A 14826-nucleotide genomic window follows, 5' to 3' on the forward strand; every position below is an offset into this window, starting at 1 on the left:
ATGTACCTCATAACACCGGGAAGTGCTGTATACCATTACAAGAGACAAAGATGATTTCGTCACATTTGATTTATGGATTGTCTGTAAATATAGAAAGGGAAAGCATAAAAAGCATGGAGTTCAATACTTTGTTTATGTTGCTCATAAGGTCAAAACAAATTTAAATTATATCTATCAAGATTATCGAAAAAGATTTGGCATTGAAACTAGTTATCGTCTGAAAAATATTTGTCGAATTAAGACGAATAACAAAAATCCAGTTTTGAGATTACTATTCATTAGACCTCTTGCAGAATTGATTTTGTGTTATGATGGTTGATTTTTTTAATCTTAATGGGGTGAGATAACTAAAAAGATTGATACCTGGGGTATTTGTAGCGATAGTTGTAATCGCGGAACGTCTGACATAAAAAACATCACCAAAAAAAGATAAAATCAAATTCTGTCATTATCAGAATCTGAGGTGATGAAAAAATGAACTATAAATCCATCCAACAACTAAAACCAAGAGCATTTAAGCGTCGCTTTGGAGTGAGAAGAAAGACTTTTAAGAAAATGGTTAAAACTCTCAAAGAATTTCAAACTATCAGGTGGTTTGAGCCAACCTGAAGTAGTGGTAATGGATGTAACTGAAACACCTATTGAACGTCCAAAAAGAAAACAACAGGAATTTTTTTTAGGAAAGAAAAAACGTCACACCCTTAAAAGCCAATTGATTATTAATCAAGAAACAGGAGAAATTATTTGTACTTTTTTTGGTAAGGGGCGCTGTCATGATTTTGCCTTATTCAAAGCTAGTGGGGTTCATTTTCATCCAGAAATACAAGGTTTACACGATAGTGGTTATCAAGGAATTAACCACTATCATAGCAACAGTTACACTCCCAAGAAAAAGCCTAAAAAGAGGGAACTTTCCACTTGAGAAAAAGACTATAATCGTGTTTTAGCAAAGGCAAGAATTGGCATTGAACACGTCAATCGCCGCCTGAAAATTTTGAAGATTTTTGGTGATAGATATCGTAATCGCCGTCGTCGTTATGGTCTGCGTTGTAATTTACTAGCAGCAATTTATAACTATGAGTTAAATTTAGCAGTTCCAAAATGCCAACCCCCAACTATAACATAAAAGTAATTTTGCAAGAGGTCTAATATTTTCACCAGATTATCACAAAGAGTACATACCGCTTTGTGAAATATATCCAGACAAAATCCAAATCCCCACAAAAATCCTGAAAATCCCTAAATCCTGGACATCCTGATATGGCTTGCGCCACGCTACGCTATCAGACAGAAAAACGTAGTCAACCTAGCTATATTACGAAATGTAACAAAATTGCGGTTAAAACGCTTTACCATCTTGACAACTGAGAAAAGAGCCGATAAGGTGGTATACATACCCGGGTAAGACCACTAGAAAGTTGTATGCAAACTAAGCAAAAGGTTACGTTATATTTATCACCGGAACTGCACAGAAGACTTAAAATTCGTTCTGCTGTTGACTCAGAACCCATGTCAGACCTCGCAGAACGGGCGCTCAGTTTCTACCTGACCAACTCAGAATTAGTAGAAGAAATAGAAGCGTCTGCTCATGGGCGAACTCACCGGATTTATTCCTGTCCCACCTGTGAAACTTCACTCGTACTGCGTGATGGTGAACTCGTGAACTTGGGCAACCAACCAGGAATCATTGGACAAGACCATCTATCCATTGATGGTAGAGAAAAAGAAGAAACCCATCCCAAGGGTGAGGAAGAATTAGTTCCTTGTTAGATAGGAATTAATGATGATTAATAGTCTGGCTTAACGCCATGCGATCGCTGATCGGTACTGTCTCTATAAGGTCTCAAGTAGGTCGATAGTATGAAAGAAGAGCTCAATATTTTAATTCAAGCTCAATACCCTTTAATCTACCTTGTGACCTCCGAGGAAGAGCGGGCAGAGCAGTCAATTTTTAAAGTCTCCCAAGATTTAAAACCCCAAAGACGAGTATATATTTGGACAGTAACTCACGGTATCGTCGAGTACGGTCAACCCCGAAATACCACTCAACACAATACTGTCTCTCCCGAAGCAGCCATTGATTGGATTATTCGGCAAAAAGAACCCAGTATATTTATTCTTAAAGATTTACATCCCTTTATTGATGCGCCGGCAACAACCAGATCGCTCCGGGACGCGATCGCTAGTTTCAAAGGAACGCAAAAGAACATTATCTTAATGTCCCCTGTGCAACAAGTTCCTATCGAACTAGAAAAAGAAGTTGTTGTTTTAGATTTTCAATTGCCTGACATGGCTGAGTTAAATAAAGTTTTAACCGCCCATCAAGAGCAAAATCGTGGACGACGGCTGACAACCGAGGCGCGAGAAAAGCTACTCAGAGCCGCTTTAGGTCTAACTAAAGATGAAGCTGAGAAAGTCTACCGCAAAGCACAGGTAACAACTGGGCAATTGACGGAAAATGAAGTTAATATCGTTTTATCCGAGAAAAAACAACTTATCCGCCGCAACGGTATCTTGGAGTACCTCGAAGAAGATGAAACCATTGATGCCGTGGGTGGTTTGGAAGAGTTAAAAACCTGGCTTACCCAACGCTCCAACGCCTTTACAGAAAGGGCTAGAGAATATGGTTTACCCCAACCTAAAGGAATGTTAATTCTCGGTGTTCCCGGTTGTGGTAAATCGCTAATTGCTAAAACTACCTCCCGTTTATGGGGTTTACCAATTCTGAGATTAGATATGGGGCGGGTCTACGACGGCTCAATGGTGGGTCGTAGTGAAGCCAACCTGCGGAACGCCCTGAAAACAGCAGAATCAATTTCCCCCACGATTCTGTTTATCGACGAGTTGGATAAATCCTTTGCGGGTAGTGGTGGTTCTGGCGATTCTGATGGGGGGACATCAAATAGAATTTTCGGCTCTTTCCTAACTTGGATGCAAGAAAAGAAATCTCCAGTGTTTGTCATGGCGACTGCTAACCGTGTAGAACGCTTACCTGGAGAGTTTTTGAGGAAAGGTCGCTTTGATGAAATATTCTTTGTGGATCTGCCCACACCGGAAGAACGTCAGGATATCTTCGGTATTCACCTGACCAAACGTCGGGAAGATATTGCTAGATTTGATTTAGGACAACTAGCAAAAATGTCCGATGGCTTTTCCGGGGCGGAAATTGAACAGGCGGTCGTGGCGGCTATGTATGAAGCCTTCGCCCAAGATCGGGAGTTCACCCAATTAGATATTATTGCTGCATTGAAGTCTACCTTGCCGCTGTCACGAACGATGCAAGAACAGGTCACAGCCTTAAGAGACTGGGCCAGACAGCGTGCTAGACCCGCAGCCTCCTCTGTTGCTGAATATCAGCGTATGGAGTTTTAAAAGCTTTCCTCTGAAATGTCAGGGGGGAAAGGTTAGTCACAAGGCTAACAGATAGAAAAAAGCCGTTCCCAATTAATGCGGCTTCGCTGAAAAAGAACCGTTGTCGTTTTTCTCATCAATCTTCTTATTGGAGGAAACCCAAATGTCTCACTTTAGCACTCTGCGTACCAAGATCACCGATGCCGAAATTCTCAAGTCTTCTTTGCGCGACTTAGGTATCAGCGTTAAGACTGAAGCTGATGTCCGTGGTTATAATGGTCAGCGTCTCCGTTCCGACATCGTTGCTGTATTGGAAGGCGAGTACGATCTAGGTTGGTCTCGTAACAGTGACGGTTCTTTTGACCTCATTGCTGACTTATGGGGTGTTGCTAAGAAGCACAACCAGACCGAGTTGATTAACTCTATTAATCAAAAATATGCCGTTAACAAGACTTTGGCTGAAGTAAAACAGCGCGGTCTGCAAAACGCTAACGTTAAGTTGGTATTGCAGTAACAATTTCTCTAGCGCGTTCCCAAAGTGAAACGGGTTAACCTTCTAATAAGCGGTTAGCCCGCTTTTTTTATGGAGTTTCGCGCCAGAGGGTAAAGAGTTCGGTCAGGGTGTAGTATACTATATACTGCATCAAAAACATTTTTGCAAAAGATTGGAGGATAAAAAATTGTCAACAGCCATAAGTTCAATAGTTGATATTTTTAATAGAATTAATATGATTTCCTATGATAAAAAATATATTTCCCAAGAAAAACTGGACTTAAAAAATAAAACTAGAACAAGTATTTTACCCTGGAGAGGTCAGTTTTCACCAGAGTTAGTAGAGTTATTTTTAAAGGTTTACAGTTATCCTGATAGTGTAGTTTTAGATCCATTTGCAGGTAGTGGAACAACTTTATTTGAAGCAGCACGTCAAGGTTTATCTTGTTATGGCACTGATATAAATCCTGCTGCTATAGAAATGGCTAAAACTGCTCATTTTGTAAATCTCAAAACTCTTGAACGGGAAAGGTTGATTAAGTTAGCAGAAAAAATTGTTGATGAAAACTTATTACCTTTTACAGGAGATTTATTTTTTTACTGTTTTGCTGAAGAACAAAAACATTTACAGCAGCATGAACTAGAAGAAAAATTTATTTTTCAAATATTACAACAAGCTGGTAGTGAAGAACTATTATACAATTTACTGATTAATGCCATTATTAACTATAGCCAGCAAAGACAACCAAGAAATTTACTTGATTTTAAAAAGTCATTAAAAAAACATATAAATATTATCAAATCTCTTCCTTATTCTCCACAGCTATGCCAGGTAATTCATCAGGATGCACGCTATATTCCTTTGACAGATAATAGTGTAGATATTGTGATCACATCTCCTCCTTATATTAATGTATTTAACTACCATCAAAATAATCGTATAGTAATGGAGATGTTAGGATGGGATTTATTGAAAATAGCTAAATCAGAAATAGGTGCAAATAGAAAACATCGTCAAAATAGGTTTTTAACTGTTGTTCAATACGCTCTAGATATGTTGGATGTTCTTAAAGAAATTCGTAGGTTAATTAGTAAACATGGTAGAGTAATTATTGTTATTGGGAGAGAATCTAGTGTACGTGGTGTGAGATTTGAAAATAGTAAATTAGTTGCGGCTTTGGCTATTGGTGGTGCTGGGTTTGAACTTGATTTACTGCAAGAAAGAAAATTTCAAAATAAATTTGGAGAAATAATTTTTGAAGATATTTTACATTTATTACCCATCAACAATTATGAAATAGCAGATGATAATTTTGCGATTGAAGTAGCAACAGAGGTTTTAACAGCAGTTTTACCAAATGCAGAAGGAGATATTTATGAAGAAATAATTGATGCCAAAATACGTGCTAAATTGGTTCATAAATCACCTATATTAAAAATTGATAATTTCCATTAAATTGCACTTAAATTCTCATGAAAAAGTATCCTAACCCTCATATAGAAAAACTAAACGCATTACTTAATAATTCTAAACTTCCAGTTAATGATAAACCTAGAGTTGCTCAAACAATTGATATTTATTACCAATGGCTTAATAATTTAACAAAAACTGTAAAATCGTTACTTACAGCCGATGAAATGTTAAATGTTTTAGTAAAGTTGCTCATTGATTATAAAAACTATATAGATGTTGATTTTATTTTTGATAGCCCTAATGATTTTTTATATAGAAATAAAGGACAATTAAAATTAGATAATACTATAATTGAGGAATTTCTCCCTTATCTAATTAACCCCGTTATCGTACCAGAGATAGAAAACTTAGCAGTAGATATTGGACCAATTAAGACATTTTCATCTGTTTATTTTGAGTCCAGTTTAACTTTTCCAGCTTTAGGAGGTGGTTTAAGCGTCAGAAGTAAAAACCAAGATTTTGCAATTACTAGAAAACTATATTTAAAAGCATCTCATTTTCCTGATTTTACACAAGAAAAAAGTATAATTACTAATCTGTCCTATATTGCTGTAGAGTGTAAGACTAATCTTGATAAAACAATGTTTCAAGAAGGATGTGCAACTGCACATGATGTAAAAACCGCAGTTCCAGGAGCAAAATATTTTCTTTTATGTGAATGGTTAGATATGTCCCCTATCAGCACTGCTCCCACGGATATTGATGAGGTGATTCTTTTAAGAAAAGCCAAAAGGCTTAATTCTAATATTAGAGGAAATTTTGCTACTTATGAAGGCCGTCTCGATTATCGAGATTATTACATCGAATACTTGAAAAATAATCCATTTAGAGTCGAAGTTTTTAAGCACCTTATCAATAATATTCGTAAATTGTTAAAAAATGAAGGTTTAGATGAGAGTAATGTTTTAGAAGTAGGTTATTTTTGAAGGAAGGATTTTTTTATTTTCGACCCAAGTAGCAAAAAACACCTAATAATAACCCAAGTTGCTTATTAATGTGTGTATATTATGCTCAACCGAGTTAATTATAGTTATTTAATTTTATGTTATTCCCCATAATAACAAATTATGAAAACATTCACTATTGGTCATTCCAATCATGCAATTGAAACATTTATAGAACCATATTATCCTCAACAATTCTACACCTGTTTTATTGATGAAGCTATAAATTTCTATAATGAGGAATTAAATGATAATTGAAAATAATCAGCAATAATTGAGGAATTTTGACCAGTCTAAACATGAGATATTAACTCAAATTGAGAATAAACGTCAGGAGAGAAAGCAGGAGATTAAACAATTGGTCAAGTAGTAAATCTGAAATACATCCTGTAAATCCTCAAATCCTGGATATCCTGATTCAGACAAATAATTTTTGCAATAAAGTTTTCAGAAACCCGAATTTATGCTATAAATTCTATAGGATCACAATCAGTATTTATAAAAGTAAAAAATATTAATTGTAATTAGGAGGTCAAAATTATGAACTCTCTTGAATTAAGACAAAAAATCGAACAAAATTTATTAACTATCTCACCAGAAAATTTGAAATTTATTGATGAATTTGTGGAATTTATTAAATATAAACAAGAAACAAGTTTATCAGAAAACACTAACTATAAGCCAGCTTCAGGACGTTCAATTTTACGTCATGCTGGTACGTGGGTAGGAGACGACTTGGAAGAATGTCTGAAGTTAGTCTCTGAAACTAGAGGTAAAGTGAAAATTAATAATCGTATTAATCCTTTTGAGTGATGTATCTTTTAGACACTAATCATTGTAGTTTAATTTTTCTGAAAAATCAGACGGTTCTGGATTATATACAGGAAGTTGGAGAAACCGATATAGCTACTACTATCATAACAGTAGGTGAGCTAACTTATATGGCAGAAAATTCTAGTTATAAGGAAGAAAATTTAACTCGTATTGAGCAATTTATCGCAGATATTAGAATTTATTATGTAGATGATGTAACTGCTAAAATTTATGGACAAATAAAAGCAGGATTAATTAACAAATTTGGACCAAAGCAAAAAACTAAACGGCAAACGACTAAAATCACTCAATTAGGTTTTGATGAAAATGATCTTTGGATAACAGCAATAGCAATTCGTAATCAATTAACGTTAGTTTCGGCTGATACTGATTTTATCAGAATCCAAACTGTAATTGGTTTTTCTTTGGAGAATTGGAGAGATAATCAATAAATAATTATGAATGCACGTCTTCAGGACAACAGCATGATCATTATATCTAATTTAGATATAAACTTATTAGATGCTGGTAGGAATAAAAGATTGTCACAAAAGAAAATCTATGGAGGTGAAATTTTTCCTGCATCAGCTTGTGCTAACTATTATGATACTTTTTTAGAATCTTTTCAAAAAGATAAGAACATGAATAATAGAGGAATAGTTGCCATAGATTTGTAGAATATTAAACAAAGAATATTACTCTAATTTGGGTAATATTCTCACCAAAATTAAGAGTAAAAAAGGAAGTTGACTATGATTTTAAATATACCGGAAAAAGATGGAGATGATGCTCCGTTATATTTAGAAAAAAACATTCAGCGGGTGCTGAAAAAGCTGGAAGAACTAGAAAATAAGGAAGGTGAAGAATGATTTATCACTACAGCATGGTAATTCAATGGTCACAAGAGGATCAACTTTTTTTAGTTCACTTACCTGAATTTCCCTGGCAACAGTTTCATACACATGGTAAAACTTACGAAGAAGCAGCTAGAAATGGTCAGGAAGTAATTGAGGCTTTTGTTGAGATGCTTACTCAAGAAAATCAAGTATTACCAGAACCCAGAATGCTTCCTACAAAACCGTTGCAAGTTGCCTAGTTCAGTGTAAAAAGTATATTTGCATTTTGACATTATAACCGTTAAAATGCCTGTAAATAATTGTAATTCAGTGTTATTCCCCATAATAACAAATTATGAAAACATTCACTATTGGTCATTCCAATCATACAATTGAAACATTTATCGAACTCCTGACTCGGTGACTTCTAACTTCTAGAATAGAGGAAGAGGGAAAGCGGGGGCAAAGAGAAATAAAAATTACAATCCTCTTGCCTTTTGCCTTTTACCTCTTGCCTTTCTTAGACGGTGGTGATCTCTTTTTCCTTTTCTACAAGCAAGTGGTCGATTTTTTCTGTATGCTTGTTGGTCAGTTTTTGGAGTTTGTCTTGTTGATCTCGTGATTCATCTTCGGAGATTTCGGCACTTTTTTCCTGTTTGCGAATGGAATCGTTAGCATCACGACGGATATTGCGAATTGCTACACGACCTTCTTCTGCGTACTTAGCCGCAAGTTTGACAAATTCTTTCCGGCGATCGCTAGTTAGTGGGGGAATATTCAACCGAATCACACTACCGTCGTTACTGGGAGTTAAACCCACATCCGACAGAGAGATAGCTTTTTCAATGATATTCAAGCTGCCCTTATCGTAGGGCTGAATCAGGATGGTTGAAGAATCTGGTGTGCTAATGTTTGTCAGTGCTTTTAGGGAAGTTGGTGTACCGTAATACTCCACTTGTACCTTATCCAATAAACTCGCATTGGCGCGACCAGTACGAATTGTATTAAAAGCCCGTTGAGTGGACTCAACGGTTTTTTGCATCATGCTCTCAGCTTCAGCTAATTTCACAAGAACCTCCCACAAGAGTACCAATGGATTCTCCCATGACTGCCCGGTGGATGTTACCTCGCACCGTTAGGTCAAATACTAAAATAGGGAGATTATTTTCTTTACATAGAGCAATTGCGGTACTATCCATGACTCGCAAATCTTTAGCCAAAACGTGGGCGTAAGTAAGAGTAATAAAACGCTTGGCCTCAGGATGGAGTTTGGGGTCCGCATCGTAAATGCCGTCTACTTTAGTAGCTTTAAAAATCACATCTGCTTCAATTTCTGCTGCTCGTAAGGCCGCAGTCGTATCTGTGGTAAAAAAGGGATTACCAGAACCAGCCCCAAAAATTACCACCCGTCCTTTTTCAAGGTGACGAATGGCACGACGGCGAATGTATGGTTCTGCTAGTTCTTGCATAGCAATGGCGGTTTGTACCCTTGTCTGAATTCCCATCCGTTCTAGGGAATCTTGCAGGGTCATGGCGTTCATGACTGTGGCAATCATGCCGATATAGTCAGCGGTTGCCCGATCCATACCTGCTGATGCTGCTTTAATGCCTCGAAAAATATTGCCACCACCAACAACGATGGCCACCTGGACACCAGTGGCTATCACCTCTCCTATTTCCTTGGCTATTCCCTCGACCACTTCTGGATCAATGCCGTAGCCCAAGTTGCCCATTAAGGCTTCACCGCTCAGTTTAAGTAAAACCCGTCGGTAATTCGTTCCCATGAAGTTCTGCTTTATCAAAAAAGTTGCAATTGCCTCCAATTTAAGATAGCAGTACAGTGACTATCTGTCTCTATTTAGGTTGCCTGTTATTTATATAAAGTTCCCATTTGTTCGGTTTGGGCTGGCTGTATTTGCTAATCTTGCAATAAACAAGTATACTCAACACGGCTTAATTATTTGATTTAAGCGGGTAGGGGTTTAGCAATGCTAAAGCCTTACCAATCTAGGTTTTTCCTGATTTTACAAAAGTCCATGTCCCAACCGTTTTGAGTATAATCGCATTTCCTAAATAATCCACTCCCTGCGCTGATGCTGTTTGGGTGTGTTCATCTATTTGCCCTTGATAGCGAATAATCTCATTGCTATCTATCGAAAAGGCTGTAGGTGGACTAATTACACCAAAACTGCGGGTAACATCTTGAGTTGAGTCCCACATATAGGGGAAATTTAAGTGATGACGCTCGGCAAAAACTTTCATTTATTAATATTGCATTTACCATGAAAACTTCTCCAAAAACCTGGACTTGGCAAGATTTCTCTATTTGTTACCAAACTCAAGGTACTACTGGACCTGCTGTGATCTTGATTCATGGTTTTGGTGCGTCATGGTTACATTGGCGCAAAAACATTCCAGCCTTAGCGGCAAATTGCCGAGTTTATGCGATTGATTTAATTGGCTTTGGTGGTTCAGCTAAACCCATACCAGGGGAAAAAATTAGTTATACCCTAGAAACTTGGGGACAACAAGTAGCAGATTTTTGTCGGGAAGTGGTGGGTGAACCTGCATTTTTAGTAGGTAATTCTATTGGTTGTATTGTGGCTATGCAAGCGGCGGTAATTAACCCGGATATGGCTTTGGGAACTGCTTTGCTTAACTGTTCTTTGCGGTTATTACATGATCGTAAACGCGTAAATTTACCTTGGCTAAAGCGATTTGGTACGCCAATTCTCCAAAATTTCTTGGCGATTAAACCAATAGGTGATTTCTTTTTCAATCGCCTAGCTCAACCACAAACAGTTAAAAAGATTCTTTTACAGGCTTATGCTAACGGGGAAACGGTGACAGATGAGTTAGTTGACATTTTGATGATACCAGCAAAAGATCCTGGGGCTGCTGCTGTATTTTTGGCGTTCACTGCTTATTCTAGTGGTCCTTTACCGGAAGACTTATTACCTAGATTATCCTGTCCAGTAATTATTTTATGGGGAACGGCTGACCCTTGGGAACCTATTGATTTAGGCCAAGAGTTAGCCAATTTTCCCCAAGTTCAAAAGTTTATTCCTTTAGAAGGTGTGGGACATTGTCCTCAAGATGAAGCTCCTGATTTAGTTAATCCTATTTTACTGGATTGGATTATTGATCAATATCAATCTATCCCCAACCTTCAAGAATAAGCAACTAGTACCGCAGGGCGGAATTAAAAATTAACAATTAAAAATTAAAAAGCAGATTGTATAAGCTTTTTAGGGACTTTTAATGGTTATCTTACTTACGCTGTACTGTACTAGCTGATCTTACAATGGGATTTCATTCGTTTAGCAGCGATAGTAGGGGCTGCCCCTGCCGTCACCAGAACCATAATAGGGGCGGCCATAGCCGTAGTAGGGTCTGTAAGGACGACGACACCAGCGATATCCGCCAGCTAAAACTTCCTGTTCCTCTGCTGATAATTCTGTCAACAACTTAGATGAGATAATTTGACCTGGCATGACTGTTTACCTCAATTGTTTGATTGAGTGCTATCCACCCATGCTTATTTTATAAAGGTATTTTCAATCAATGTAATCATTCTATAGTTATAAACTAATAATTAGAATTTCCATTGTTTGACGTATATATATTTAATTTTTGTCTGTTAAAAAAACTCACTCAAAAACTGATTATTTTTGAATGAGCTATATGAGTATTAAAATCTAAATAAATTAGGCTAACTTATTACCAGTGACGGCGGGGTCTCCGTCCCCAGACCCAGCCCCGACTCCAGTTACGAGGTCTATGACCACCACTACCAGATAGAAGTTGCTGTTCTTCTATGGATAGTTCTACAACTAAATCAGATGGAATCTTTTGAGATAGAATATTTTGCTTTGACATAATAATTGTTAACCTCAATTAATTTTTTATTAGGCTTCGGACAACCATGCTTCTTTTATAAAGATATTTATCACTAATTTAATGATTCTATAGTTATAAATATCAGTTTATAATTTATATCTTTTGGTTCACATAAATAAGTTTATTTTCTAACTATAGATAGGCTATGGCAATTCTAAAGTGCCATGTAAAAAAAGGTGAGAGGAGAAAGTTACGCCCGAATTTTGGCAGAAGATACTGTTGATATTTGATATCAAGCAAGTTATCTGAAAATTTCTCCTCACCCTATAACTACAAGGTTAGAAAACTAAGACTATTAAGAATAGCTCAGTCTATAGACTTTACCCACTAAAAAAGAGTATTAACAATTTGGCATAGAGTTCGATTCAGGATAGCTCTCATCCCTTTCAGAAGCTGGATATTGATCATATTTTTGGGAGTCACAACCACATTTTTGTTTTTTAGGTTTACAAGAAGGAGGAGGTGATTGGTAACATCCCCCAGATAAAAGTTGTTGTTCTTCTGCGGATAGTTCTACAAATAATTCAAATTTGGTATTCTGATTAAACATGATTATTAGCCTCCGTTATTTAATAGGATCGATATGATTCAGTCCTAATCCTTTTATAAGCTTTATCTGAATATTTTTAATGATTCCCTAGTTGGAAATTAATAATCATAATTTCTATCTTTTGATTTATATATTAATTTTTAATGATTGAAAGTATAAATACATCAAAATTATCATAGTATTTATAAATAAATATTTAATATTTCTCTGTTACAAGAAACTCCCTCAAAAATTGATTATTTTTGAGGGAGCTATATATTTATTAAACTCTACTTAATAATTGCCGAGTTGATGAGATTAGCTGTATCATTCTTCCTCACTCATATTTTCATTATCACCACGACCTCCATCTCCATCTCTATCTCTATCGTCAGATTTCGGACAAACCCAATAGCATTTCTTGTAACATCTTTTCCTTCCTCCAGATAAAAATTCCTGTTCTTCGGTGGATAATTCGACAAGTAAATTAGATGTGGTCATTTGAGTAGACATGATTATTAGCCTCATTTATTTAACATAGGTTTTGCAAACCTATTGCTTTATTTATAACTATGTTTTCTAGAATTTTAATTCTCCCTTAGCTATAAATAAAGCGAATCTTAAAGAAGATATTTTTATTTCTTTTGGACTATTAATTTTTAAATACATATAAGGATAGAATCTCGTTGTTATAAATAATGTTTATTCATAAATAAAATGCACCTATGGTATTGATATACCTTAACAGGTGCAAAATTAGACTATAATTTTGACGGTTTTTTGAACTCTACGCTTGTTAAGAATTCAAAATTATTTCTGGATTCTGGAATCAGCAACAAGAGATAAATAATTAGAGTTTGACATTATAAGTGGGGCGATAAAAGATAGGACGGTTGATTAAAAAGTTATACTTCGATCCATCCCCATCATTTTCGTTATTTGGTTTGTCATCTTCGTTTTTTTCCGATGGGGAAAACCCACCATCTTTACCGCCTTTATTTCGACTACTGCCGCCTTTTTCAGGGCATAGCTGAGAGTTTCCTCCTGCTAAAATCTCCTGTTCTTCTGTAGATAAATCAACAATTAAATCAGATTGAATGACTTGATTTGACATGATTGTTAGCCTCAATAAATAGTTAGACTTTACACACTTAAATAAACGAAAGTATTATCTGTGTGCAATCCTATCTTCTATTTATAAATCTATTGTGAGAGAATTAACTTCTCCTGAAGTTAGAAATCAAAGAACTAAAAGTATGAATTACTATCTCATACTTTAGGCTGAAATAAATTATAGTCAATTCCATAAAAAAACGCGTTTTTTGTGAATATTATTCCTGTATTAAGTGTTAATATTATATATTTATAATGACAATGCAAAATAGATATATTCTCTAACTTTAGAAGCATGATTTTCTCATACATGATAGTTATATTTGAATTGTTAGCTGGTAAACCAGCTAATGCTAATTAAATCAGTGTTAAAAATGAGGTAGAGTGATGTCAGTTAATACGATTCAATCTGATTTACTTTTTGATTTATCTACAGAGGAACAACAACTTATATCTGGAGGTAAAGTAGGAACAATAACGACTAATGGTAGGTTTCGCTATGGTGGTAGAACTTATCCAGCTACTATCAATGTAAGAGTTACTGGCCTACCTTAATGAACCATAGATTTTCATCGAGTTTTCAGTTCCTTGTTAATCAACTTATAGTCTAATTCCCACTGCGGAGTTGGACTTTTTTAATCATTAAAAATAAACAAAAATACCAATTTAAAAATTAATGATCACTCATGCTTATTTTATAACTATTTATTATCGTAAATAAATGATCCTGTAGTTATCAGGTTTTGAGAGTTTGAATTGCTCTTAGGTTATATATATTTAGATAAATTCCTCTCTTTTAATTTATGTTTGTTTATTTTATTTATTTATTTATTTATTTAATTCAAAATAGACAATTATATACTTTATTTTATTTTAAAAAAGTTATTTATTAACTCAGATAAAAAAATGTAGAGCAGAAAATAAAGCTGTCCCTACAAGAAAATATTTAAATTTAAATCTGGCTATTTTATGAAAATAAATTACTTAACTTATCAGCACCAGAACTAATAGTTATTAACCCAAAAGTAAAAGAAAGTGCCATAGTAATTTGGGATAATTTATATTTGCTAGTTTGTGAGGTAGAGTCACCTGAAGCAAGTTTTAAATCACTTTTTCCTTCAGTTTCTAAATCGGTTTTTTGGAAGAATAATTTACCTTCACTGAATAAACCTAACATGGGAAATATTTGCCCACCAACTACAGATTCTTGTTCTGTATCGGAAAGATATCTAAATAATTGAGTATTTTTCAGCATATTATTACTCCTTACATCAGTAATTAAGTTTGGCTAAGAGGGTGTTTGAAAAGTTATGGTTGATGTATCAAATATTTTTTACCCCACCCTAACCCTCCCCTTGTAAAGGGGAGGGAAC

The 14826-nt window shown here is 35.5% G+C and carries 21 protein-coding genes and 1 pseudogene; 13 read left to right on the plus strand and 9 right to left on the minus strand.

Annotated features, from left to right (window positions below; translation table 11 throughout):
• Positions 1-474: 474 nt before the first annotated feature.
• From FJR06_RS09340 to FJR06_RS09385, 11 genes and pseudogenes are all read left to right on the plus strand, one after another.
• Positions 475-1126 (plus strand): annotated as a pseudogene (locus FJR06_RS09340) (transposase family protein).
• A 296-nt stretch (positions 1127-1422) separates the two neighbouring features.
• Positions 1423-1770 (plus strand): hypothetical protein, encoded by a 348-nt coding sequence (locus FJR06_RS09345; RefSeq protein ID WP_015081377.1) that lies wholly within the window; start codon positions 1423-1425, stop codon positions 1768-1770.
• Between the two features lie 90 nt (positions 1771-1860).
• Positions 1861-3372, plus strand: coding sequence for an AAA family ATPase (locus FJR06_RS09350; protein WP_168651297.1), 1512 nt, complete (start codon positions 1861-1863; stop codon positions 3370-3372).
• A gap of 142 nt (positions 3373-3514) precedes the next feature.
• Positions 3515-3865: a DUF1257 domain-containing protein gene (locus FJR06_RS09355; RefSeq protein WP_015081375.1), complete on the plus strand. Its 351-nt coding sequence runs from the start codon at positions 3515-3517 to the stop codon at positions 3863-3865.
• Positions 3866-4016: 151 nt separating this feature from the next.
• Positions 4017-5300 carry a DNA methyltransferase gene (locus FJR06_RS09360; protein ID WP_148279079.1) on the plus strand — a complete coding sequence of 428 codons (1284 nt, stop codon included), beginning with the start codon at positions 4017-4019 and terminating at the stop codon, positions 5298-5300.
• Between the two features lie 17 nt (positions 5301-5317).
• Positions 5318-6244, plus strand: coding sequence for a Bpu10I family restriction endonuclease (locus FJR06_RS09365; RefSeq protein WP_015081373.1), 927 nt, complete (start codon positions 5318-5320; stop codon positions 6242-6244).
• Between the two features lie 141 nt (positions 6245-6385).
• On the plus strand, positions 6386-6520 hold the full coding sequence (locus FJR06_RS24680; protein WP_015081372.1) for a hypothetical protein: 135 nt from the start codon (positions 6386-6388) through the stop codon (positions 6518-6520).
• A 282-nt stretch (positions 6521-6802) separates the two neighbouring features.
• Positions 6803-7075: a hypothetical protein gene (locus FJR06_RS09370; RefSeq protein WP_015081371.1), complete on the plus strand. Its 273-nt coding sequence runs from the start codon at positions 6803-6805 to the stop codon at positions 7073-7075.
• Positions 7075-7527 (plus strand): type II toxin-antitoxin system VapC family toxin, encoded by a 453-nt coding sequence (locus FJR06_RS09375; RefSeq protein ID WP_015081370.1) that lies wholly within the window; start codon positions 7075-7077, stop codon positions 7525-7527. The genes FJR06_RS09370 and FJR06_RS09375 overlap by 1 nt, the downstream gene beginning before the upstream one ends.
• 6 nt (positions 7528-7533) lie before the next feature.
• Complete coding sequence (locus FJR06_RS09380) at positions 7534-7752, plus strand: hypothetical protein (RefSeq protein ID WP_015081369.1); 219 nt, start codon at positions 7534-7536, stop codon at positions 7750-7752.
• A gap of 188 nt (positions 7753-7940) precedes the next feature.
• Positions 7941-8171, plus strand: coding sequence for a type II toxin-antitoxin system HicB family antitoxin (locus FJR06_RS09385; RefSeq protein WP_015081367.1), 231 nt, complete (start codon positions 7941-7943; stop codon positions 8169-8171).
• Positions 8172-8431: 260 nt separating this feature from the next.
• Here FJR06_RS09385 and frr read toward each other — a convergent pair whose 3' ends face one another.
• The 3 genes from frr to FJR06_RS09400 all read right to left on the minus strand — a co-directional run bounded on the left by frr (position 8432) and on the right by FJR06_RS09400 (position 10173).
• Positions 8432-8980: a ribosome recycling factor gene (gene frr / locus FJR06_RS09390; RefSeq protein WP_015081366.1), complete on the minus strand. Its 549-nt coding sequence runs from the start codon at positions 8978-8980 to the stop codon at positions 8432-8434.
• The gene (gene pyrH / locus FJR06_RS09395) at positions 8967-9695 is read right to left on the minus strand and encodes a UMP kinase (protein WP_015081365.1); all 729 of its coding nucleotides are present in this window, start codon (positions 9693-9695) and stop codon (positions 8967-8969) included. Before pyrH ends, frr begins: the two co-directional genes overlap by 14 nt.
• Before the next feature lie 223 nt (positions 9696-9918).
• Entirely contained in the window at positions 9919-10173 is a 255-nt protein-coding gene (locus FJR06_RS09400) for a redoxin domain-containing protein (RefSeq protein ID WP_041458129.1), read from the minus strand.
• Between the two features lie 20 nt (positions 10174-10193).
• On the opposite strand from FJR06_RS09400, the gene FJR06_RS09405 reads away from it, so the two are divergent.
• Positions 10194-11090, plus strand: a complete 897-nt coding sequence (locus tag FJR06_RS09405) for an alpha/beta fold hydrolase (protein WP_015081364.1) — start codon at positions 10194-10196, stop codon at positions 11088-11090.
• A gap of 141 nt (positions 11091-11231) precedes the next feature.
• Here FJR06_RS09405 and FJR06_RS09410 read toward each other — a convergent pair whose 3' ends face one another.
• The 5 genes from FJR06_RS09410 to FJR06_RS09430 form a co-directional block, all read right to left on the minus strand.
• The gene (locus FJR06_RS09410) at positions 11232-11405 is read right to left on the minus strand and encodes a hypothetical protein (protein WP_015081363.1); all 174 of its coding nucleotides are present in this window, start codon (positions 11403-11405) and stop codon (positions 11232-11234) included.
• 226 nt (positions 11406-11631) lie between these two features.
• A complete protein-coding gene (locus FJR06_RS09415) occupies positions 11632-11790 on the minus strand; it encodes a hypothetical protein (RefSeq protein WP_015081362.1) in 159 nt (52 codons plus the stop codon).
• 361 nt (positions 11791-12151) lie between these two features.
• On the minus strand, positions 12152-12361 hold the full coding sequence (locus FJR06_RS09420) for a hypothetical protein (protein ID WP_015081361.1): 210 nt from the start codon (positions 12359-12361) through the stop codon (positions 12152-12154).
• Between the two features lie 306 nt (positions 12362-12667).
• The gene (locus FJR06_RS09425; RefSeq protein WP_041458128.1) at positions 12668-12853 is read right to left on the minus strand and encodes a hypothetical protein; all 186 of its coding nucleotides are present in this window, start codon (positions 12851-12853) and stop codon (positions 12668-12670) included.
• Positions 12854-13190: 337 nt separating this feature from the next.
• The gene (locus FJR06_RS09430; protein ID WP_015081359.1) at positions 13191-13454 is read right to left on the minus strand and encodes a hypothetical protein; all 264 of its coding nucleotides are present in this window, start codon (positions 13452-13454) and stop codon (positions 13191-13193) included.
• 386 nt (positions 13455-13840) lie between these two features.
• Between FJR06_RS09430 and FJR06_RS09435 the strand changes: the two genes are divergently transcribed.
• Positions 13841-14008: a hypothetical protein gene (locus FJR06_RS09435; protein WP_158310552.1), complete on the plus strand. Its 168-nt coding sequence runs from the start codon at positions 13841-13843 to the stop codon at positions 14006-14008.
• A 412-nt stretch (positions 14009-14420) separates the two neighbouring features.
• Here the strand turns inward: FJR06_RS09435 and FJR06_RS09440 are convergent, their stop codons facing one another.
• Positions 14421-14708 (minus strand): hypothetical protein, encoded by a 288-nt coding sequence (locus tag FJR06_RS09440; protein ID WP_015081358.1) that lies wholly within the window; start codon positions 14706-14708, stop codon positions 14421-14423.
• Positions 14709-14826: the final 118 nt, after the last annotated feature.

Source organism: Dolichospermum sp. UHCC 0352 (genome assembly GCF_009711925.1).
GTDB classification, from domain to species: Bacteria; Cyanobacteriota; Cyanobacteriia; order Cyanobacteriales; family Nostocaceae; genus Dolichospermum; species Dolichospermum lemmermannii.

Coding starts and splice junctions, on each gene's coding strand:
- FJR06_RS09345 (WP_015081377.1), top strand. CDS start 1,423: ATGCAAACTAAGCAAAAGGTTACGTTATATTTATCACCGGAACTGCAC.
- FJR06_RS09350 (WP_168651297.1), top strand. CDS start 1,861: ATGAAAGAAGAGCTCAATATTTTAATTCAAGCTCAATACCCTTTAATC.
- FJR06_RS09355 (WP_015081375.1), top strand. CDS start 3,515: ATGTCTCACTTTAGCACTCTGCGTACCAAGATCACCGATGCCGAAATT.
- FJR06_RS09365 (WP_015081373.1), top strand. CDS start 5,318: ATGAAAAAGTATCCTAACCCTCATATAGAAAAACTAAACGCATTACTT.
- FJR06_RS24680 (WP_015081372.1), top strand. CDS start 6,386: ATGAAAACATTCACTATTGGTCATTCCAATCATGCAATTGAAACATTT.
- FJR06_RS09370 (WP_015081371.1), top strand. CDS start 6,803: ATGAACTCTCTTGAATTAAGACAAAAAATCGAACAAAATTTATTAACT.
- FJR06_RS09375 (WP_015081370.1), top strand. CDS start 7,075: ATGTATCTTTTAGACACTAATCATTGTAGTTTAATTTTTCTGAAAAAT.
- FJR06_RS09380 (WP_015081369.1), top strand. CDS start 7,534: ATGAATGCACGTCTTCAGGACAACAGCATGATCATTATATCTAATTTA.
- FJR06_RS09385 (WP_015081367.1), top strand. CDS start 7,941: ATGATTTATCACTACAGCATGGTAATTCAATGGTCACAAGAGGATCAA.
- pyrH (WP_015081365.1), bottom strand. CDS start 9,695: ATGGGAACGAATTACCGACGGGTTTTACTTAAACTGAGCGGTGAAGCC.
- FJR06_RS09400 (WP_041458129.1), bottom strand. CDS start 10,173: ATGAAAGTTTTTGCCGAGCGTCATCACTTAAATTTCCCCTATATGTGG.
- FJR06_RS09405 (WP_015081364.1), top strand. CDS start 10,194: ATGAAAACTTCTCCAAAAACCTGGACTTGGCAAGATTTCTCTATTTGT.
- FJR06_RS09410 (WP_015081363.1), bottom strand. CDS start 11,405: ATGCCAGGTCAAATTATCTCATCTAAGTTGTTGACAGAATTATCAGCA.
- FJR06_RS09415 (WP_015081362.1), bottom strand. CDS start 11,790: ATGTCAAAGCAAAATATTCTATCTCAAAAGATTCCATCTGATTTAGTT.
- FJR06_RS09420 (WP_015081361.1), bottom strand. CDS start 12,361: ATGTTTAATCAGAATACCAAATTTGAATTATTTGTAGAACTATCCGCA.
- FJR06_RS09425 (WP_041458128.1), bottom strand. CDS start 12,853: ATGTCTACTCAAATGACCACATCTAATTTACTTGTCGAATTATCCACC.
- FJR06_RS09430 (WP_015081359.1), bottom strand. CDS start 13,454: ATGTCAAATCAAGTCATTCAATCTGATTTAATTGTTGATTTATCTACA.
- FJR06_RS09435 (WP_158310552.1), top strand. CDS start 13,841: ATGTCAGTTAATACGATTCAATCTGATTTACTTTTTGATTTATCTACA.
- FJR06_RS09440 (WP_015081358.1), bottom strand. CDS start 14,708: ATGCTGAAAAATACTCAATTATTTAGATATCTTTCCGATACAGAACAA.